This is a genomic window from Pseudoalteromonas sp. APAL1 (assembly GCF_021532475.1).
GTDB classification, from domain to species: Bacteria; Pseudomonadota; Gammaproteobacteria; order Enterobacterales; family Alteromonadaceae; genus Pseudoalteromonas; species Pseudoalteromonas lipolytica_C.
Genome location: NZ_JAKGAW010000036.1, coordinates 16,000 through 34,903 on the forward strand (window position 1 = coordinate 16,000; position 18,904 = coordinate 34,903).

Annotated in this window: 21 protein-coding genes; 11 read left to right on the top strand and 10 right to left on the bottom strand. The window is 41.3% G+C overall.

All coding sequences use genetic code 11. From position 1 onward, the window contains the following. Positions 1 to 54 precede the first annotated feature (54 nt). Positions 55 to 603 (top strand): short-chain dehydrogenase, encoded by a 549-nt coding sequence (locus L1264_RS15895; RefSeq protein WP_199526134.1) that lies wholly within the window; start codon positions 55 to 57, stop codon positions 601 to 603. A 47-nt stretch (positions 604 to 650) separates the two neighbouring features. On the opposite strand, the gene L1264_RS15900 is transcribed toward L1264_RS15895, so the two are convergent. From L1264_RS15900 to L1264_RS15915, 4 genes are read right to left on the bottom strand one after another with little or no spacing between them, the layout of a single operon-like run. Next, positions 651 to 1,385 carry a phytanoyl-CoA dioxygenase family protein gene (locus L1264_RS15900; protein ID WP_199526133.1) on the bottom strand — a complete coding sequence of 245 codons (735 nt, stop codon included), beginning with the start codon at positions 1,383 to 1,385 and terminating at the stop codon, positions 651 to 653. Between the two features lie 3 nt (positions 1,386 to 1,388). Next, positions 1,389 to 1,970 carry a uracil-DNA glycosylase family protein gene (locus L1264_RS15905; protein WP_235404219.1) on the bottom strand — a complete coding sequence of 194 codons (582 nt, stop codon included), beginning with the start codon at positions 1,968 to 1,970 and terminating at the stop codon, positions 1,389 to 1,391. A 19-nt stretch (positions 1,971 to 1,989) separates the two neighbouring features. Continuing rightward, entirely contained in the window at positions 1,990 to 2,352 is a 363-nt protein-coding gene (locus L1264_RS15910; RefSeq protein ID WP_135926656.1) for a VOC family protein, read from the bottom strand. A gap of 9 nt (positions 2,353 to 2,361) precedes the next feature. Continuing rightward, positions 2,362 to 3,054: an aspartate/glutamate racemase family protein gene (locus L1264_RS15915; RefSeq protein WP_199526131.1), complete on the bottom strand. Its 693-nt coding sequence runs from the start codon at positions 3,052 to 3,054 to the stop codon at positions 2,362 to 2,364. A 201-nt stretch (positions 3,055 to 3,255) separates the two neighbouring features. Here L1264_RS15915 and L1264_RS15920 point away from each other — a divergent pair, with 201 nt between their 5' ends. From L1264_RS15920 to L1264_RS15930, 3 genes are read left to right on the top strand one after another with little or no spacing between them, the layout of a single operon-like run. Next, entirely contained in the window at positions 3,256 to 3,600 is a 345-nt protein-coding gene (locus tag L1264_RS15920) for a hypothetical protein (protein ID WP_235382006.1), read from the top strand. After that, positions 3,597 to 5,198 (top strand): PepSY-associated TM helix domain-containing protein, encoded by a 1,602-nt coding sequence (locus L1264_RS15925; protein ID WP_199526130.1) that lies wholly within the window; start codon positions 3,597 to 3,599, stop codon positions 5,196 to 5,198. The genes L1264_RS15920 and L1264_RS15925 overlap by 4 nt, the downstream gene beginning before the upstream one ends. After that, positions 5,195 to 5,530 (top strand): DUF3325 domain-containing protein, encoded by a 336-nt coding sequence (locus L1264_RS15930; protein ID WP_135926659.1) that lies wholly within the window; start codon positions 5,195 to 5,197, stop codon positions 5,528 to 5,530. The genes L1264_RS15925 and L1264_RS15930 overlap by 4 nt, the downstream gene beginning before the upstream one ends. Positions 5,531 to 5,743: 213 nt before the next feature. Here the strand turns inward: L1264_RS15930 and L1264_RS15935 are convergent, their stop codons facing one another. Next, the gene (locus tag L1264_RS15935) at positions 5,744 to 6,277 is read right to left on the bottom strand and encodes a lipocalin family protein (protein WP_135926660.1); all 534 of its coding nucleotides are present in this window, start codon (positions 6,275 to 6,277) and stop codon (positions 5,744 to 5,746) included. A 102-nt stretch (positions 6,278 to 6,379) separates the two neighbouring features. Here L1264_RS15935 and L1264_RS15940 point away from each other — a divergent pair, with 102 nt between their 5' ends. The 7 genes from L1264_RS15940 to L1264_RS15970 all read left to right on the top strand — a co-directional run bounded on the left by L1264_RS15940 (position 6,380) and on the right by L1264_RS15970 (position 12,379). Next, entirely contained in the window at positions 6,380 to 6,829 is a 450-nt protein-coding gene (locus L1264_RS15940) for a YaiI/YqxD family protein (protein WP_135926661.1), read from the top strand. Further along, positions 6,826 to 7,368: a DUF6942 family protein gene (locus L1264_RS15945; RefSeq protein WP_199526129.1), complete on the top strand. Its 543-nt coding sequence runs from the start codon at positions 6,826 to 6,828 to the stop codon at positions 7,366 to 7,368. The genes L1264_RS15940 and L1264_RS15945 overlap by 4 nt, the downstream gene beginning before the upstream one ends. 69 nt (positions 7,369 to 7,437) lie before the next feature. Further along, positions 7,438 to 7,806 (top strand): response regulator, encoded by a 369-nt coding sequence (locus L1264_RS15950; RefSeq protein WP_235404221.1) that lies wholly within the window; start codon positions 7,438 to 7,440, stop codon positions 7,804 to 7,806. A gap of 13 nt (positions 7,807 to 7,819) precedes the next feature. Further along, positions 7,820 to 8,632, top strand: coding sequence for a substrate-binding periplasmic protein (locus tag L1264_RS15955; RefSeq protein WP_199526128.1), 813 nt, complete (start codon positions 7,820 to 7,822; stop codon positions 8,630 to 8,632). Positions 8,633 to 8,767: 135 nt separating this feature from the next. Beyond that, a complete protein-coding gene (gene ggt, locus L1264_RS15960; protein ID WP_135926665.1) occupies positions 8,768 to 10,465 on the top strand; it encodes a gamma-glutamyltransferase in 1,698 nt (565 codons plus the stop codon). Between the two features lie 351 nt (positions 10,466 to 10,816). Continuing rightward, the gene (locus tag L1264_RS15965; RefSeq protein WP_199526171.1) at positions 10,817 to 11,422 is read left to right on the top strand and encodes a DUF998 domain-containing protein; all 606 of its coding nucleotides are present in this window, start codon (positions 10,817 to 10,819) and stop codon (positions 11,420 to 11,422) included. A 744-nt stretch (positions 11,423 to 12,166) separates the two neighbouring features. Then, positions 12,167 to 12,379, top strand: coding sequence for a hypothetical protein (locus L1264_RS15970; RefSeq protein WP_138556508.1), 213 nt, complete (start codon positions 12,167 to 12,169; stop codon positions 12,377 to 12,379). 188 nt (positions 12,380 to 12,567) lie between these two features. Here L1264_RS15970 and L1264_RS15975 read toward each other — a convergent pair whose 3' ends face one another. The 5 genes from L1264_RS15975 to L1264_RS15995 form a co-directional block, all read right to left on the bottom strand. Beyond that, positions 12,568 to 13,230 (bottom strand): class I SAM-dependent methyltransferase, encoded by a 663-nt coding sequence (locus tag L1264_RS15975; protein WP_199526127.1) that lies wholly within the window; start codon positions 13,228 to 13,230, stop codon positions 12,568 to 12,570. Between the two features lie 9 nt (positions 13,231 to 13,239). Then, positions 13,240 to 16,893, bottom strand: coding sequence for an SbcC/MukB-like Walker B domain-containing protein (locus tag L1264_RS15980; protein WP_199526126.1), 3,654 nt, complete (start codon positions 16,891 to 16,893; stop codon positions 13,240 to 13,242). After that, positions 16,890 to 18,122, bottom strand: coding sequence for an exonuclease SbcCD subunit D C-terminal domain-containing protein (locus L1264_RS15985; protein WP_199526125.1), 1,233 nt, complete (start codon positions 18,120 to 18,122; stop codon positions 16,890 to 16,892). The genes L1264_RS15980 and L1264_RS15985 overlap by 4 nt, the downstream gene beginning before the upstream one ends. Positions 18,123 to 18,191: 69 nt before the next feature. Next, on the bottom strand, positions 18,192 to 18,428 hold the full coding sequence (locus L1264_RS15990) for a hypothetical protein (RefSeq protein WP_135926670.1): 237 nt from the start codon (positions 18,426 to 18,428) through the stop codon (positions 18,192 to 18,194). 134 nt (positions 18,429 to 18,562) lie between these two features. Next, positions 18,563 to 18,799: a hypothetical protein gene (locus L1264_RS15995; protein WP_135926671.1), complete on the bottom strand. Its 237-nt coding sequence runs from the start codon at positions 18,797 to 18,799 to the stop codon at positions 18,563 to 18,565. Positions 18,800 to 18,904 lie beyond the last annotated feature (105 nt).

Genomic DNA, 18,904 nt, shown 5'->3' on the forward strand with positions numbered 1-18,904 from the left:
AATTGCCCTTTGATTCATGCTAGTTGCGACAAATATGAACGAAAGGAGATCCACATGAAAGCCCTACTTTTTTCAATCAGTTTACTTGCAATGAGTTTTTCAAGTCTCGCTGAAGATATAACTGAGAACCAATTACAGCGTTACATTAAAGCATTACCTGCTGTAGTTAACTGGTCACAAAACCAGCCAGAACTGAATACTGTTGACCTAAGTGGTATGCTAGGAAATGCAGATAGTTCGTCAGTTATGAATGCGTTAGGTCACATTAAAGAGCATGAGCTTTATACGGAGTTTGAAGCGTTAACCAAGCAATACGGGTTTACGCCAGAACAGTTAGTTACTGTTGGCTCAGAGGTATCAATGGCGTATTTAGAAAACCTTAAAGCGGGAATGTCAGAAGAGAACAAGCAACGTGTAAATCAAGCAATGAGTGGTTTACAGAGCTTAACGGCATCATCATCAGATGCGGGGACTCGCTCAATGGTGGGTGCTTTAGAAGGTGTTAAAGCAAGTACTGCAACAGTGGATGTAAGCGAAAGTAACGTTAACTTAGTTAAGCAATACATGCCGCAGTTAAAAGAATTGTTTGCAATGTTGCAGTAACAGCACAATAAAATAAAGAAAGCGGCTAAGTAGCCGCTTTTTTTTGCTTACTCAAATACCATCGCGTTTTTTAATTGCTGCTTTTGTTCTGCAGTTGGTAAAAATCCAGTTTGTACAAACTCATTAAGACTTGGGTGCCGCTCAAAGTAAATAATATCAAGGGCAAAACGATTCATGCCATATAAGCCACGATGGATCATATTTGCCGAAAATATAAGTAAGTCACCTTTTTTGAGTGCTACACGTTTACCGCGAGTCAATGAGTCACTATTGCGAGCACCCTGCTGCTCTAATCTAACTGCTAACTCTTCATCTGAATCCCAATTTTTATGACTACCCGGTATTAGCTCTATGCCCAGTTCATCTTCAAAAGCAACGCGGCAATGCAATACTTCAGGGCCGCAAAGTGCTGCCTTTTGCGCTTCAAGCTCTAAGTGATATTGCATATCGCGATGCCAATAGTTTGCTTGTTTGGGGTTGTAAGGATTAAAGAATAATTGAGTATTCATAAACTGAGGAACAGCAACAATGCCTTTAACCTGTTCTAATAATGTATCGGCACAGATAAATTCAAAAAGAGTACACTTTTCCTCAGTACTTAAACATGCGGCGCCAGTCAATCCTGAGCTATTAATCCCTTTCGATTGATAAAAGCCTTGGTTTTCTTGCAACCAATGATGATGAAATTTATCGAGAATAGGCCTTACCTTGCTAAGCTCACTCTCTGTGTAAAGGCCCTTTACTTGGTAATAGCCGTGTTCAGCAAAAAAGGTATTTTTCATTTTTTACCTTGCTAAAATTGTACGTATTTTATTACCAAGCTCAGGCAATACTTGTTGCTCAAACCACGGATTTTTCTTCAGCCAGATATTATTGCGAGGGCTTGGGTGGGGCAGTGGCAAGTAACTTGGCCAATATTCACGCCACGATTTTACTAACTCAGTTAAGGGTAGCTGCTTAGTGTGAGACAAATGATATGCCTGCGCGTATTTACCTAAGATAATGGTGAGCTCAATATTATTGAGCTGCGCTAAAAGTTTATCGCGCCATGCTACAGCGCACTCTTTTCTTGGCGGTAAATCGCCAGACTTGCCTTTGCCTGGGTAGCAAAAGCCCATCGGTAAAATAGCAAAATTGCAGTCATCGTAAAACTCATCGCTCGTTACACCAAGCCAAGAGCGAAGCCTTTGGCCACTTGCATCATCGAATGGTTTGCCACTTTCATGTACTTTAATCCCCGGGGCTTGACCGGCAATTAAAATGCGAGCTTGTGGGTTAAATTGAATAACAGGGCGTGCCCCAAGTGGTAAATGCGGTTCACAGATCACGCATTTACTAACTTGTTGTAATAACGATTGAGTACTCATCAGTTAGTAAAAATATGATCTATGCTTGTTTTGACCAAACAGCTAACTCATTACCACTTGGCTCTATGAAGTGAAAACGACAGCCTCCAGGAAAATCAAACAAGGGCTTAATAATTGTGCCGCCGTGTTTTTCTACCTGCGCTTGAGTGTCTTTAATATTATTTGAATAAAGCACTAGTAGCGCGCCACCATTACTGGTTAAGCTAGTTAATGGCGCTTGATAAAAACCGCCATCAAGACCCGCTGAACCAGCGCTAAAAGCCGTGTACTCAGGGCCATAATCGGTAAATTGCCATTTAAAAACCTGATGAAAAAATGCTTTTGTTGCAGCTAAATCTTTGGCGGCAAATTCAACATAATTTAAGCTATGGTGGTTCGACATAATCTGCTCCTATTTTAAACTATTCTCAAGCGCCATAGCGCAATGAACTGCTGTACTATCAAGTAATGGTATTGAGGTATCGGATTGTTGTACTAGTAATCCTATTTCTGTGCAGCCAAGAATAACCGCTTCTGCACCTTGCTGAGTAAGATTATCAATAATGGTTAAATACTCAGCTTTGGATTCTGGCTTGATTATGCCTTTACATAGTTCATCATAAATGATGCGGTGCACTGTTTCACGCCCCTGAACATCAGGGATTAACACGTCTATTGCGAATTTATCTGCTAGGCGTTGTTTGTAAAAGTCTTGTTCCATAGTGAACTGGGTACCCAACAAAGCCACTTTTTTAAAGTTGTGTTGGATCAGGTTTTCACCAACTGCATCGGCGATGTGTAACAAAGGAATTGCAACGGCTGCTTGTACTTGCTCTGCTAGTTTATGCATTGTATTGGTACAAATTAATAAATAATCTGCGCCAGCAGCTTCAACTTGTTTGGCTGCTTTAATGAGTATCTCGGCCATTTGTGGCCAATCTTGTTGCTGTTGTAGCGCTGCTATGCTGGCAAAATCGAGACTGACAAGCACTATCTTGGCACTGTGCAGCCCCCCCAGTTTCATTTTAATGCCTTGATTTAAAAGCTGGTAGTAACTTTGTGTAGACTCCCAACTCATGCCTCCGATTAAGCCTATCGTTTTCATTGCAACTCCCTTTTTATTTACTTAACACCATATGATATTGCACAGAACAAAGCTAGCAGATCATTATTTTACTAACAGAACGACTTAGTTGGTTCTGTTTCAGTATTTAATACGTGCATGCAAATGATAACTACTATCTTTTCTGTTTGCTGGCGATATAATACGGGTTTTTCTTCTTGTGTTATTTTCTAAGGGATTATCATGCATTCTCAATCATTAGATGCAATGGCAGGCAATCGCCCTAAAAATACAGCTAAAAAGCGCTCTGTGAGCCTCTCTTATCGTGTCGCTGTGTTTTTGCGTTTTGTTGCAGCCATCATGGGGGGTTACGCTTTTACCAGTGTACTTATTTCATTATTAGCTGTGTTACTACCTCTTAATAAACTCGACAGCGTGCTGTTGACCACGACTCTTTCGGTATTTTTTTACTGTTGCGTGTTTATTTGGGTGTTTGCCGTTAAGTCTTTGAAGACTGTTTGGATCACTATTTTACTAACTACTAGTGGGCAATTGCTGGCCCTTTCATTTATTAAGGGATGGCTATGAAAGAGAGTTTTTTCCGTTCCATGACATGGCTTCATACTTGGGTGGGCTTATTGGTATGCTGGTTATTATTCTTGATATTTTTTGCAGGCACTATCAGCTTTTTCAAAGATGAAATCACTATTTGGGCTGAGCCCGAAACGCATCATGTAAAGCACCAAGTGCAACGTGTTCAGTCTCAAGCCGAGCAAATTAATTATGTGTTTGCGCAATTACAACATCAGGCACCTAATTCATTATCTTGGCGAATAAACTTACCTGAGCCGCGTAATCCTATTTTAAGCTATGGGTATGCTGAGCCTAAACAGCCAGGCCAGCGCCGAGCGCCTTTTAACTATACGCATTTAGACCCAAATACCTTAGAGCAATTGCCAGCGCCTCGCGATACAAAAGGAGGCAACTTTTTTTATCGCTTGCACTTTGATTTACATTACATCGACGTATTTACTGCACGTATAATTGTTTGTTTAGCCTCATTATTTATGCTGGTAGCACTGGTTACTGGCATCGTGATCCATAAGCGTATCTTTAAAGATATGTTTAGCTTTAGAGCAAACAAAGGTAGTCGTAGTTGGCTTGATGCGCATAATGTTTCGTCAGTACTGGCACTGCCATTTCATATTATGATCACTTATACAGGGATTATCACTCTCATATTTATGTTGTTCCCCTACCCTGCTGAAACTGTATATGAAGATGGCTTGAAGCAAATGTTTGAAGAAGCGTTACCCATCAACAAACGTGCAAAGCCTAGTGAAGAGCAGCGCCCCTTGATTGCAATTAACGACGTGTTGGATCAGATTTATACTAAGTCACCAAATGCCGACATTAGCTATGTGTTTGTAAGAAATGCCAATACAGCGACCTCGCAAATAGTGGTTTATTTAGCAACCGGTAAAGATGTTGTAGATAACGGACCACGTTATTTATTTAATGGCGTTACCGGCGAACTAGAAGCAAGTTCTGGTGAGGATTGGAGCGCTTCAGCACAGTTTTATGACTCAATGACCGCATTGCATAGTGGTCGCTTAGCGGAGCCTTTACTGCGTTGGTTGTATTTTTTCTGTGGCGTAGCTGGTTGTGCCATGATTGCTACAGGCTGCATTATGTGGGCAAAACGCCTTCGCGAGAGACTCAAAGCAGACCAAAAACCAAGCTTTGGCTTGAAGCTGGTTGAGACACTAAATTTGGCCACACTGATGGGCTTACCTTTTGCTACAGCAGCTTTCTTTATTGCTAACCGTTTATTGCCTTTAGAGTTAGCTGAGCGTGCCGATAAAGAAATACTCGTGTTTTTCTTAGCTTGGCTGGCGATGCTAATTATCGCTGTGAGCGGCCGAGAAAAACATCATTGGCGCTATAGTGCATGGCTTAATGCCATAGCCTGCTTTTTAGTGCCGGTGGTAAATGCACTGACGACTGATGGTAATTGGATCACGTATTTACTAACTAAACAGTGGGCTTTATTCGGTATCGATAGTGCGTTTATTTGTGCTGGGCTGCTGTTTTTACTACAAAGCAAAAAAATACCTAGCCATAAAACCGTGATAAATAAGGCTAAATCAAATAAAAACAGGCTGTTAAAGGAGCAACAAGGATGATGGAGTTACTGCAATTTAGTCTCTGCTTTTTGGGGTTTAATTGTTTTGCACTTGCAAAGTTCAATCATTTTCGTGATGTGTTTAAAAAGAAATTAACCGAAAAACAGCGGCATAGCTTTTTGATGAGTGGCTGGATCACTATTTTACTAAGTTTGCTGCTTAGTGTGCTTAATGATGGTGGTTATGGTGCTCTGCTGTTTTGTGGTTATATGGCATTAAGTGTAGTTATGCTCATGATTTTATACAGTTTTACCGTTTCTTGGGTGAAGTATGTCAGTGTATTAACTATGTCTGTTTTGCTGTTAAGTGGCTTTTCAGTGATGATTTTATAGTCTAGTTAGTAAAATGCTGATCTGATATCAACCGGCAATAATATTTAATTAATCGAAATGATATAAAAAAAATGGGTAGGCATTGCCTACCCAAGCAGGGGATTAAATTGGGGGATCACATGTTGCTTCAATTTAACGATGCATAGTTTGCATAATGTCCATTACAGTTGTGTTGCACATTCGTGATATTTCCAAGACAGTTGTAAAGCCCCTTTACAGGTTTTTATGGTCAACATAGATAAGCTCATCTGTTTTGAAGCCATACTGTTTAGCTGTATTTATAAAATCCTGCATTTGCTGTTCTGTTACAGTAGGTGTACGCGACAAAAACCATAAATAGTCTTTGTTGTAGCCTGTGATATAAGCGTATTGATAGTCCTGTTTGTCTAATTCAAACACCACGTAAGAGCTGTAAAATGGCCCAAAGAATGATACTTCGAGGTGGCCTATGTCTTGCTGCTCTGCAAACTTCGCCTTTCCTTCTGCTTGCTGCCATGCTTTATCTTCAACGCTGTAGCCTTTATTGATGACTTTTACAGTGCCATCAGGATTAATCGAGTATTGAGCAGTAATACCTTCTAAGCCTCTTTCAAATGAGTGATCCAGACGTGCAATTTCGTACCAAGTTCCTGTGTATTTTTCTAGTTCAAAATTATCGACGGGTTTGATGTCATCCGGCACGCCAGTACAGGCCGAAATAATCGCAGTAATAAATATAACCCCTAAAAGTTTTAATGATTTTTGCACGCTTATACTCCTTTTAAATAAACAAATTAATACGTTAATAGCGGTAATTAAGTTCAAGTGAGGTAAACTATGCCAGTCTAGAATAGTTATATTGAGAATACCATGAAGATTTGGGTTGATGCAGATGCCTGTCCCGTTGTTATCAAAGAGATACTTTTTCGCGCTGCTGAGCGTACGCAAACGTTTACCACATTGGTTGCGAATCACGCGATGCGAGTACCTCCTTCTAAGTTTATTAGCCGTTTACAAGTTTCTTCGGGTTTTGATATTGCTGACAACGAAATCGTTAAACGTATCGAGCCGAATGATTTGGTAATTACTGGTGATATTCCTCTAGCTGCTGAAGTTATTGAAAAAGGCGCACAAGCGCTTAACCCTCGCGGTGAATTATATACAACCGAAAATATTCGCTCCCGTTTGAATGTCCGCGACTTTATGGAAACAATGCGTTCGAGTGGTGTTGAAATGGCCGGTGGCCCGCCGCCATTAAGCCAAGCTGACCGTCAAAACTTTGCAAATAACCTAGATCGGATCCTAGCTAAAAAGCCATGAGTGAAGTTAATAGTGCATCACTACAGGGGTTTGGTGATGAGGCGTTTAAAGTCGCTGTTTATATTGAAAAGCGCCCGCCGATGCCTGCATGGCAACAGCTTGATCATTTGCATGCGATGCAAACAGGTCAGATTAACGAAATAAACCAAGCTTGTGGTAATGGTTGGCGTAAAGTTTTTAATGTATACAGCAAAGTGCTGTTTGCCCTACCAAGCGAGTTTTATGATTTCGCTAAAAAGGCGCCTGATTGGCAAACTTTTCGTGATGAACAACTGCTGCAAGCACATAGCCAAACCACGTTACTGTTCAGCCCGCCGATATTAAACAAATCAAAGCAATTACACATCATTGCTGGTCGAACTTATGCTAAGCAGCTTATTAATAACGGACTTTTGCATTGCCAATTAACTTGGCTTGATGATGAGTTTGCAATTAGCAAGTCTAGTAAAGTGATTGTTTGCCCTTATTTTGACTATCGCCAATTGAGCAACATTAAAATTGCGCGCTTAAGTCAATTGGTCGCTGATGTTGTCTCTTAGCTGCTACTTTATTGCGTTATTGGGTTAGCAAACTAAGCTTAAAAAACCAAAACTTTAATAGTTCACTTAATGAAAATATTGGTTGTAGATGATATGCCCCTTATGCGTTACGTGTTGATAAACATGTTACGTAGGCTTGATTATAATGACATAACTGAGGCAACGGATGGTGCACAAGCATTTGACTTACTAGAGAAGCAAACCTTTGATCTAGTAATCACTGATTTGCATATGCCTAAAATGGATGGCAGATGTTTGCTGAACCATATCAGAGAAACGCCCACGCTTGCTAACTTGCCAGTACTAATGGTGACATGCGAAGACAGTAAGCAAACCGTCAATGAGATGATTACCGCAAGAGTTAACGGCTTTATTATTAAACCTTTTTGTTTAAATACATTGCAAAAGCAGCTGAGCCGAATTGTTAAACCTGATTAATGAGTTAAGAGCGATGTATAAGCATTTAACACTATTTAGTTTATTCACAGTCAGCACTGCAGTGGCTAGCACGGAACAACTGACTTTATATACCGAAGTGTTTCCTCCTTACAACTTTATGCAGCACAACCAACTGACCGGTATTAACACCAAAATCATGGAATCTTTGTGCGAAAAAGCCAAGCTAAATTGTACGTTCAATGTATTGCCTTGGAAGCGAGGCATGTCATTGACAATGAGCCAACCGCATACAGGAATATATTCAACATCGCGTACCGCAAAACGAGAAAAACAATTTTATTGGGTTGGGCCATTGGTCTCAGGGCACTCATGTTTATATCGTTTAAATGAGCGTAACGACATTAAAGTAAGTAGTACAAAGTCGTTGCAAAACTATACTATTGGCGTATCGCGTGGTGATGTTTATCAAACAGTTCTTGCTGATTTTAATCTTACTGAGGGCCAGCAGTTTTTAACCTATTCAAAAAAGTTTGAAGAGCTAAAGATGTTTAAGCAAGGTAAGCATGACTTGCTGATTGGCTCGTCACTCACCCTAACATCGCAACTGATGAATGTAGGTATGAGTCCTCAGCAAGTGACTCCGGTATTTGAGCTAAAGCACCCTGCTTTAGTGGGGAATTATTTAGCGCTTAACAAAAACACATCGCCCGAGGTAGTTACCGCGCTGCAAAAGGCGCTTGATAGCATGAAGCAAGAAAACCAAATTGCGGCGATTATTGATCAGTTTGTCGCTGGGAACATAAACTCAACTGGTGAAATTTCACCAGTTGCAGAGCAATGTCTGAATGGTTCTGCTATTTACTAATTTGGCTTTGTTTAAGGTAAATTGGCTGCGGTTTTGGTATTTTTTGAAGTCAATCGTGTTTTCTCGCGCTCGATCGCAAAGCCATTGCCTGATCTTTAATTGCTTTTTATAGTGGTAAAAAAAAAGGCAAAAACTATGAAACCAACTCCACTTATTAAAAGTTTAGTACTAGCAGTATGCTTAGGTACAACAGGCGCTTCTCAAGCTTACGATCGCATCACCGGCCATAACTTTGCTAGTCGTTCTGAGGTCATCGCGCAATCTGGTATGGTTGCAACCTCACAGCCATTAGCTACGCAAGTGGGCTTACAGGTATTAAAAGATGGTGGTAACGCTATTGATGCAGCCATTGCGGCAAATGCAGTGCTTGGCCTTGTTGAACCGACTGGCTGTGGAATTGGTGGCGATTTATTTGCCATTGTTTGGGATAACAAAACTAAGCAACTATATGGTTTAAATGCTTCTGGCCGTTCACCACAAAGCTTGTCTTTTGACACTTTAAAAGCACAGGGTGACTACATTCCTGCTTATGGACCTTTACCAGTGTCGGTACCCGGTGCTGTAGATGGCTGGTTTGAGTTACATAAAAAGTTTGGCAAAACGCCAATGAAAAAGCTACTCCAACCTGCTATCGATTATGCTGAAAACGGCTTCCCTGTATCTGAGTTGATTGCCTATTACATGCAAAAAAGTGTGGCTGCACGAGGTAAATACCCAGGTTTTAAAGATGTTTATATGCCTGATGGGGCAATGCCAGAAAAGGGTGACATTTTTAAAAACCCGGCCCTTGCAAACACCTATCGTAAAATTGCCAAAGGCGGCCGCGATGCTTTTTACAAAGGCGAGATTGCTAAAGAAATTGGTCGCTACATGAAAGAAAACGGCGGCTACTTATCGTATGAAGATTTAGCTGCGCACTATAGTGAATGGGTTAAGCCTGTGAGCGCCGATTATAGAGGGTATACGCTTTGGGAATTGCCACCAAATGGCCAAGGTATTGCCGCACAGCAAATTCTCAATATTCTTGAAGGTTACGATATCAAAGGCATGGGCTTTGATAGTCCTGAATACGTTCACACCTTTGTTGAGGCGAAAAAGCTCGCGTTTGCAGATCGTGCAAAGTACTACGCCGATCCAGCGTTTAACACCATTCCCGTACAAACACTTATTTCGCAGCAATATGCTGACCAAAGACGCAAACTGATAGACCCTAATAAAGCCGCAAAACGCGACCATGCAGGCCCAGTAGAAGGCGATACCATTTATATGACGACCGCCGATAAAGACGGCAACATGGTTTCGCTTATTCAAAGTAATTACCGTGGTATGGGCTCAGGTATGACACCGGCAAAATTAGGCTTTGTATTGCAAAACCGTGGCGAAATGTTCGCGCTTAAAAAAGGCCACATGAACCAATATGAGCCAGGCAAACGACCATTTCATACAATCATTCCTGCGTTTGTCACCAAAGATGGTAAGCCATATATGAGTTATGGCGTTATGGGAGGTGCGACACAGCCACAAATGCATGCTCAAATACTTATCAACATGATTGATTTTGGCATGAACCTGCAAGAAGCCGGTGATGCACCGCGTATTCTGCACACAGGTTCATCGCAACCAACCGGTGAGATCATGGAAGACGGCGGTTTTGTTAGCTTAGAGTCAGGTTTTTCGATGGAAACCCGCCGTGAGTTAATAAAGAAAGGCCACACCTTACAAGACGCAGTTGGCCCATACGGTGGTTATCAAGCTATATTGAAAGACCCAAAAACCGGCGTTTATTACGGCGCATCTGAAACCCGCAAAGACGGCCAGGCTGCGGGGTATTAGGCTATTGTAGGTTGGGTAGAGCGGAGCGAAACCCAACAAACTTAGCGAGTTACAAACTAAAGTTAGCGAGCTTTGATGCAGCAGCGTTTTACATCGCGTAGGCGTGAAATTTATTTCGCGCGATGGTTCATTACTCGCTAACTCCCAACCATATACCCTGCAAATATGATAAAAATCAGCGCTGAGCCATTTTTCTTTATGAATATCTATAACATCAAAAAAAATTTACAGTTAGCAATGCATTCCGTTATTTGTTAATAGTAGATTTATTAAACATAATGAGCGTGGCATCGGCATAAATATGCGCGAAGTGTGCACGATAAAATGTTAGCTAACAAAGGGACTTTGGTGGTGTTTGAGAGTATTGCGATCTATTCAGGATTAATTGCAACAATCTGGATTTTCATTGGTGTATATGTAGCAGGTAGGTTTTATACTGGTTATAGCCATTCTAAGCAATTTTGTAGTGAGTTAGGTGCGACTGGTAGCCCAACTGAAAAATTGTCTCCTTTAATTAATAATTATCCTCTTGGTTTTCTATTTTGCTTTTTCGGTTGGTATCTGGCTCAACTCTCAAATGTTTCAACTTTAGTGAATGTTGCGGGTTGGTTAGTTATAGCTCATGGTGTAGGTACATGGGTCGCAGGTTACTTTCCAATGGACGCCGATCCATTTACTAAGAATCCAACTTTTAATTGTAAGGTACATTCTTGGGCTGGTTTTACCATGTTGCTTTCATTAGTTATTGCACCGATATTAGTTGCTATAAGTCCAACAACTGAAATTATCCCATTATATTTCCGTATTTTTTCATTGCTTTCTGTTGTCGCAGCGGTTTATTTTCTTTTTGCAATGGCCAAAGCTGTAAAATCCCAAAGTAATCCTGGCATCTATCAGCGTATTTCATATGGCTTTCAGCTAATTTGGCTAAGTGTTTTTTCATTAGTATTGGTGTAATTGTGAACTAACAAGTCATTAAACCAGAACAAAACAGTTGGTTTTTGCTCGTGCCTCGCTTATTTTAACCTGTTATTTGAGGCGTTAGCTTTTACTCAAGGAGAGAGTTTATCAAATACGCAGAAGAATATTCAAAACCTGAACAAATTAGAATAAAAGCATTAATTATTTTAGCTTGCGCTTTAGCCGTGATAATTAGCATAAAATGGTTTATTCCATTTTTAGAATGGTATGTAGATACCGTTCACTGTCACACTCCTTTCGGTTATTCTGGGATTTCAGTCTTATGGTATTCAACCTTTGTCGGATTTCCTTTGTTAAGTGCTATTTTTATCGGTCTATTTACACTACCTGTAGGTATTAAGGGGTTTATGCATGGACAGTTCCCACCGAAGGGAGTAAAAGTGCTTCAACCTACAAAGATTCTTACTGGATGGCGCGCAAATCTTAAGTTAACTGCACATATACTTATTCCTCTATTTTTTTTATTTTTTTCTATTTGGGGCTATTTTCAAGTTGATGAAATGCCAAATATAAAGGATGATTTTGATTACAGTGTATGTAAAAGCTAACAAGCGCATTAAGCTAGAGACTGCCAACAGTTTGCTCAGTTGCAAACATTTTAAAGATAAAGACTTATAACAGGCAATCAAAATAGAATCCGAAAAGCTTGGCTCAGGCTCGTTCCTTGCCGTTTATTGCGGCGTTATATTACTAATATCATCATGGAATGTAATTCTAAAAATGGAAGTTAAAATATTCACAAAAATCATAAAGCCTAAACAAAGTTTTTGGCCTAGTTCACCTACATCATCTGATTGTGGTTTAGAAACTGAAATCAATCTTTGGTTAGCCTCTCAACCGGATATAGAAATTAAAAATATTACTCAATCACAAAGTGGTGGTTCATGGATGCCTGCAACAGTAATCGTAACTGTTTGGTATAAAGTAAAATAACAAGAAAGTTAAGCGGGGCTACTAACAATTGATTAGGTTTCGCTGTGCTCTACCCAACCTACAAAACATCGCGCGAAATAAATTTCGCGCCTACGTGATGTCGTTTTACTCTTTCCCCTTGTAGCTCGTTAACTTGTTGGTTTCAATCTGAGAGCTGACGGCTGATAGCTGACAGCTCTAGAACGTAGCTAACTCCCAACCACATACCCAGCAAAACCAAGCACTTTAAAGTATTGTTTTGGAGTGCTGAAGCGGGTTTCATTCATTAACTCTGAAAAACGAATGCGGTCTAATGGGTAAAACTCGTGCTCTAGGTTGTGGCGCATGCGTTCTACGCCGACTTCTGTTAAACCTAACTGTGTACATAGCTGTAGTTGAGATTCGCGCTCAAAAGTGGTTTCTGGGCGCATTAAATCGGCAATGTATAAGTTGCTCGATTTCTTAAGCTTGCTGTGAATCGCTTTTAATAGCGCTTTTTTATCGCCGTTATCTTCAACAAAATGCATGACCAGTAAACACAGTGCTGCGTCACATTGAGTGTCGATGTCATTGATATCACCGCAGTGCACTGTCACGCGGTCGCTGATGTTATGCTGGCCAAACTGTTGCTCGGCAATATCGAGCATGTCTTGTGAAATATCTTGAGCAATAAATTGCCAGCTTGGTTTTAGCGCCGCTAATTCGATGATTTCTTTACCTGTTCCGGCACCAACCACTAAAATGCGCGCATCATCGCTCAGCGTGGTTGCCAGTTGGGCGGCGGTTGCTTGATGTAATAACTCATAACCTGGAACTAGGCGCAAAATACGTTCGTCGTAGTGACTTGCTTCTTCGTGATTAAAAGTTGGCATGCTAATCCTTTAAATAACAGAGATGGTCGAATAACCACCTGGTTTTTTCGCCACATGCACTTGGGTGGCAACGCGTTCGGTCATTTCTGATACGTGAGAAATAACCCCTACTTTGCGGCCTTGTGCTTGCAGAGAATCAAGAGCATCCATCGCGATGCTTAACGTTTCACTGTCCAACGTACCAAACCCTTCGTCGATAAACAAAGAGTTTATTTGTACTTTATTCGACGACAACGAGGCAAGCCCTAGCGCCAGTGCTAACGACACCAAAAATGACTCACCGCCCGATAATGTATTAACAGAGCGCTGCTCATCGGCCATGTCTTTATCGATAATTGCGATATCGAGTGTTTGCCCTATGGCTGTTAATTTGTAGCGTTTATTTAGGGTTTGTAAGTGACTATTCGCGTAATGTAGCAGTATTTTTAAGGTTTGTGTTTGCGCTAAGTTACGCATGGTTTTACCGCTGGCATCCCCTAGCACCTTATTGAGTAGATGCCAGTGCTCATAGCTTTTTTGCTGATCAACCAATTGCTTTTGTTTATCTTCAAGCGCTTGGCTATTTTGTTGATGGGTTTTAAGCTCCGTCGCAACTTGCAATAATGCGTTATTTGTTTGCACTTGTTGCTCTGTGGCTTGATTAAGCTGTATTTGCAGCTTATCTTCACCGAGAGCTGGCTTTTCTTTTTGGTGCTGAGCCAAAGCCTGCTGTCGTTGTTTTAAAAGAGCCTCAGCATCTTTTAAACTACTCTCGGCGGTGTGATAGTCAGCCAAAGTTTGTTTGATTTCAGTAGGGCTTATCGTTAATAGCTGACTAACGGCTTGCTCATCTAAGCTTGGGTGCAGCGCTTTAAAATCGTTAAACCACAGACTAAAGCGCTCATTAAGCGCTGCTTGCTCAGCGGTGAGTTCTTTTTCACGCTCGTCAAAATTGGCGATTTGAATGGCTTGTTCGTCACGCGCCTTCACCGCATTATTATGGGTTGTCTGGGCAAGTTGTAGTGCTTGCTGCGCTGAATCTATCGCTTTTTCAAGCTCAGCAATAAACTCATCTACCGAAATCGCTGCGTTACTCAATAAGCCCTCGCGCTTTGATTGTATCTGCGTTAATTCGTTTTGAGTTTGGCTTAGTTGCTCGTTGCACTGAGTTAAAGAGGTATCTGCTTCGTTGAGCTGCGGCGTTAAATGCGCAAGATGCTGCTCAATGGCTTTTAAGCTAGTTTTAAGCTCATCCGCAGTTTGCAGCGAAGCTTGATAAGCCTCAACGTGCTCAGCAATGTTCTCTAAAGAAGTGTTTTGTGTATTGAGTGCCTGCCACCAAGGTGCACTGGTGAACTGTTGATTCAGTGTCGTATAAAGCTGCTGATGCTCATCATTGAGCTCATTTAAACGTGTTTGCAGATTATTTAGCTGTTGCTGCAACTCGTTTAACTGCTGCTCTTTGCTATAAAGCGCTTGTCCTTGTTGATTATACTCAGTTTGCTTAGCCGCAAGCGTGTTTTGCAACTGCTGTTGCTGCTCAAGGGTTTTGTAGTATTGCTGTTTTTGCAGGCGTAGCTGTTGCTGACGTTCGTTTAACTGAGCTTCGGTTAAATCATTTAGCTCAGTTCGATTAGCCGCCATGGTTTCTTTGAGGCTCTGTTGTTGAGCGCTCAGCTCTGAGATCTGCCCAGTTAACGAGCTTATCTGTTGGCTGCATGCCGCCAGCTCATTACTTTTAGCTTGCTGTAATGCTTGCTGAGCTTTTAAGTGCTGTTTGGCGTTAGTTAACTGGTTGGTAAAGTCGTTAATAAGTTGACTAAATTGCTCGTTTACCATTTCTTCATGCATAAAGGGGTGCTCTTTTGAGCCACATACCGCGCACGGCTCCCCTGCTTTTAAAGTGGCACGTAACTGGCTGACCCCTTCACTGGCTCTTAACTGCACTTGCTGTAAGTTTTGCTCACAAAGCGAAACCTGCTGCTGTGCTTGCTCTGCACCTTGCTGCGCATCTTTTGATGCCGTTTGCAGTTGCTGCTCAGTCTGGCTTAATGTGTTTAATTGTGTTTGCCAATTTTTTAACTGCTGCTGATTAGTTTGCCATACTTGGCGCTTTTCAATCAGGTGCTTAATCGCCTCAAGCCTAGCGTCGATATCGGCCATTGATTGAGTATTTAAACTCGATTTAAAGGCGGCATCTTGCTCATTTAGGCGCTTAATTTCTTGCTCAAGGGCTTGGTATTTAGTTTTACACTGCTGCGCGGCTGCTTGCTGCTCATCAATCTTAGGTTGAAGAGCTTTTACGTTTTGCTGTGATTGGCTAATTGTGTGCAGTTGCTGGCTAAAGCGGCTTAACTCACTTTTATAGAATGACCAGTCTTTTGCTAATGGTTGCCATTGTGCATGTGTTTCTAAATAGCTATTTATTTGTGCTTGTTGCTCTAGCTGTTTTTGCTGCTCTGCTTTATGGCTATTTAGTGTATTACTCAGCTCTTGATGATGGTGTTTCGCTTTCTCTGCGTGTACTTTTTGCGCCGCTGCTTGCTGGTTTAAAACCGCAAGTTGCTTATCTAGCTCACGGGCCTGACTGATAATAGGTTGCGCGTCTTTTTGTGCTTGCTTAGATTGGTTTAGTTGTGCGGTTTGCTTTTCAAGGGTTTGCTCAGCGTCTTTGATCAGCGTTTTATGATCAACGTTTAAAAGCTGCTTACGGTTTTTAATTAGTTGCTCATGTTGAACGCTAAGAGTCGACACACGTTCGCGGTTATCTTTTATTTCTAGGCATTGCTGAGCTTGTTTCGCTTCAGTGGCTTTTTCAGCAAGCGCGTGCATTTGTTGCTGTAACTCTTGCTTTGCTTGCTCAGCTTGGTTTAGTTGTTGCTGCTGCTGAGATGCTTGCTTATACCAAGTTTGGTACTGTTCAAATTGTTTTATTTGTTTTTGCAGCTCAGTGAGCTTAGCTTCAAGAGCCGTTTGCTCTGCTTGTTTCGTTTTGACCTGTTCAGGGCTTAAAACCTGATAGTTGCTTAAACTTAGCTTTAACTGCTCTAAAGCTTGCAGCTGTTCACGATGGCGCTCAAAAATTCGCTGACCTATACGGCTGAATTTGTCGGTGCCTGTTAAGCATTCAAGTAGTTGCGCACGCTCATCCCCAGTTGCTTTTAAAAAAGCGGCAAATTCATGCTGTGCAAGCAGTACTGCTCGTGAGAACTGCTCAAAGCTCAAGCCGATAATACGCTCGATTTCTTTACCAGCAGCACTCCTATCAGCAATTAGGGTTTCATCAGGTAATGAGTAGAGGCTATGTTGTGCGGGTTGTAATTTGCCATCGGCTTTATTACGCGCTCGGCTAAAGCTTAATCTTGCGCGATATGATTGTTTGTCTTGGCCAATAAAGTCGACTTCGGCAAAGCCCTGCCCTGCCCCGCGGCGTAATAAGTTTCGCGAGTCATTGAGTTTGATATTGTCGCCGTTAAAGTCAATTTTATTGCCAGTATCGCCGCGTAATCTTGCTGTTTTGTTATAAAGCGCTAAGCAAATGGCATCGAGTAATGTGCTTTTACCCGCCCCGGTATCACCCGTGATGGCAAACAACCCCGCTTCTTTTAAAGGCGAAGCGCTAAAGTCGACTTCGGCGTCTAAGATAGAGGCTAGTTGATGAACACGAATCGCTAAAATTTTCATAGTAGATCCTCCGCATTCAATTCATCGATTACTTGGCTTAATAAGCTTTCTAGCTCTTTTGGTACAGCCTGCCCTGCCATATCTTTATTATTTGCGAATGCCTGCTCTAAAAGTGAGTGTGGGTTCAGCGCTTCAATTTGTGAGACATCTTCAAATAGGGTTTGTTCATCGTCTTGCTGGCTGCTCTGTTGACGAACCCTTTCAATGCCACAGAACTTAACTTGCTTACCTTCAAGGGCTTGTTCTATTTGTTCTCTGAAAGTGGTGTCAGTGTCATGGGCGCTCAATTTAACCCGCAGGTATGGCGCTAAATCTTCATCTGTTAAATCGAGTTGTTTTATAAGCTCACATAGTTCGTTTAGTGGCACACAGTCTTTTTCTGGCAGCAACATGACTTTACAAAAGCTAGGAATGTAAAGGGGGTTTACAGTAGTACCTGAGTCACTAAGCTCAACTATCACAACTTGATGCTGATAGCGTCTTTCAGAAAATGACATCGGCATTGGCGTGCCACTGTAGCGAATGGTGTCTTTCTTGGCGACGGTTTGAGCTTTATGTAGATGCCCTAGCGCGACATAATCAGGTTGATCTGTAAATATGCTAGCCGATATTGCATCTTCGCCACCAATAACCAAGTTACGTTCAGAATCTGATGAGATGTCTCCGCCTTTTGCATGTAAGTGGCCCATCGCAATTAATGGCGCATTTGGTAATTCACTTGCGGCTTGTAATGCATCTTTATAAGCAAGGGCAACGGCTTGGTTATAACTTAACGGCTGCTCTTGTTGGCGGTTATAGCTGCTTAAATCACTGCTACGTAAAAATGGCATGGCAACAACATTCGCATCGCCGTTTTTTGTGCTGATTGGCAGTACTACTTCATGAGGGGCGTTACTATCAAAGCGGCCAACAACATGCGTATCAAATTGAGCTAATAAAGGTTTTGCAGCCATTATTCGATTTGCTGAGTCGTGGTTACCAGCAATAATGACTATGTGTAAGTCAGGGCAATGCTGCTTGGTGGTTTTAATAAATTGGTAGAGTTGGTTTTCTGCGCTGGCAGGTGGTGTTGCCGTATGATAAATGTCACCCGCAACTAGCAGTAAGTCGATCTGTTCTGAAACAAGCGTATCGGTTAACCAAGCTAAAAACGCTTGATGTTCATCGAATCGGGAGTGCTCGTAGAATTGTTGGCCTAAATGCCAATCAGATGTATGAAGGACTTTCATTTAACGCTCTTATTATTTATTAAGAGCGTCAATATACCTAAGCTGAGCCAAGATGCCCAGCCTGGCTTGCTAACTTAAGCTATACCAGGCAAATACAACCATAGGTAACGCCAGTAGAGCCATAATTAATGGTACTTTAAGCGCTTTAGTTTGCTTTGCTTGTAATATTTTAAGTGCATTACTTTCATTACAAGCTGCTACTTTATCAATATAAAAATACCCTGAATCTAGGTACTGTTTACAATTTTGTTCGTCCGCTGGAATTGCAATTAGTTCTTGTTGTTTTTTTAGGATATAAAAATCCATACGCTCACCGAATTCTATGCTGATTACCAAAACATTTTGAGGCGCAATTACGAACTACGCAGACCCCAAAATCAAAAAAGTGGGCGATTTTAAATATAAATGGCAGTAAATTTCAATAGAAAATGCCATAAAATTTAATTTATTGCGAAAATAAATATAACAAAGGATAAAATTATGAAGGCAGTTGGGTAAATCAGCCATTTTTTTGGCCTTTTTATCACCGGGTTTGTGCGCGATAATGCATCTGACTCATCACAGGCGGCAATCACTTCTACAAATTCAAAACCACGATTTTCGTACTCGTTAAGAATTGCTTCTTGAGCTGGAATGGCTGCTAAACGAGAGTCTTTCTTTACTATATAAAACTTCATCTAATCACCCTTCATTTTTAAGCTTATGTGCAAAATTTGACGGTATCTTTATTACACTTCAGTCACACTATTTTATGCATTTAACAGACCATTTAATCTTTCTTT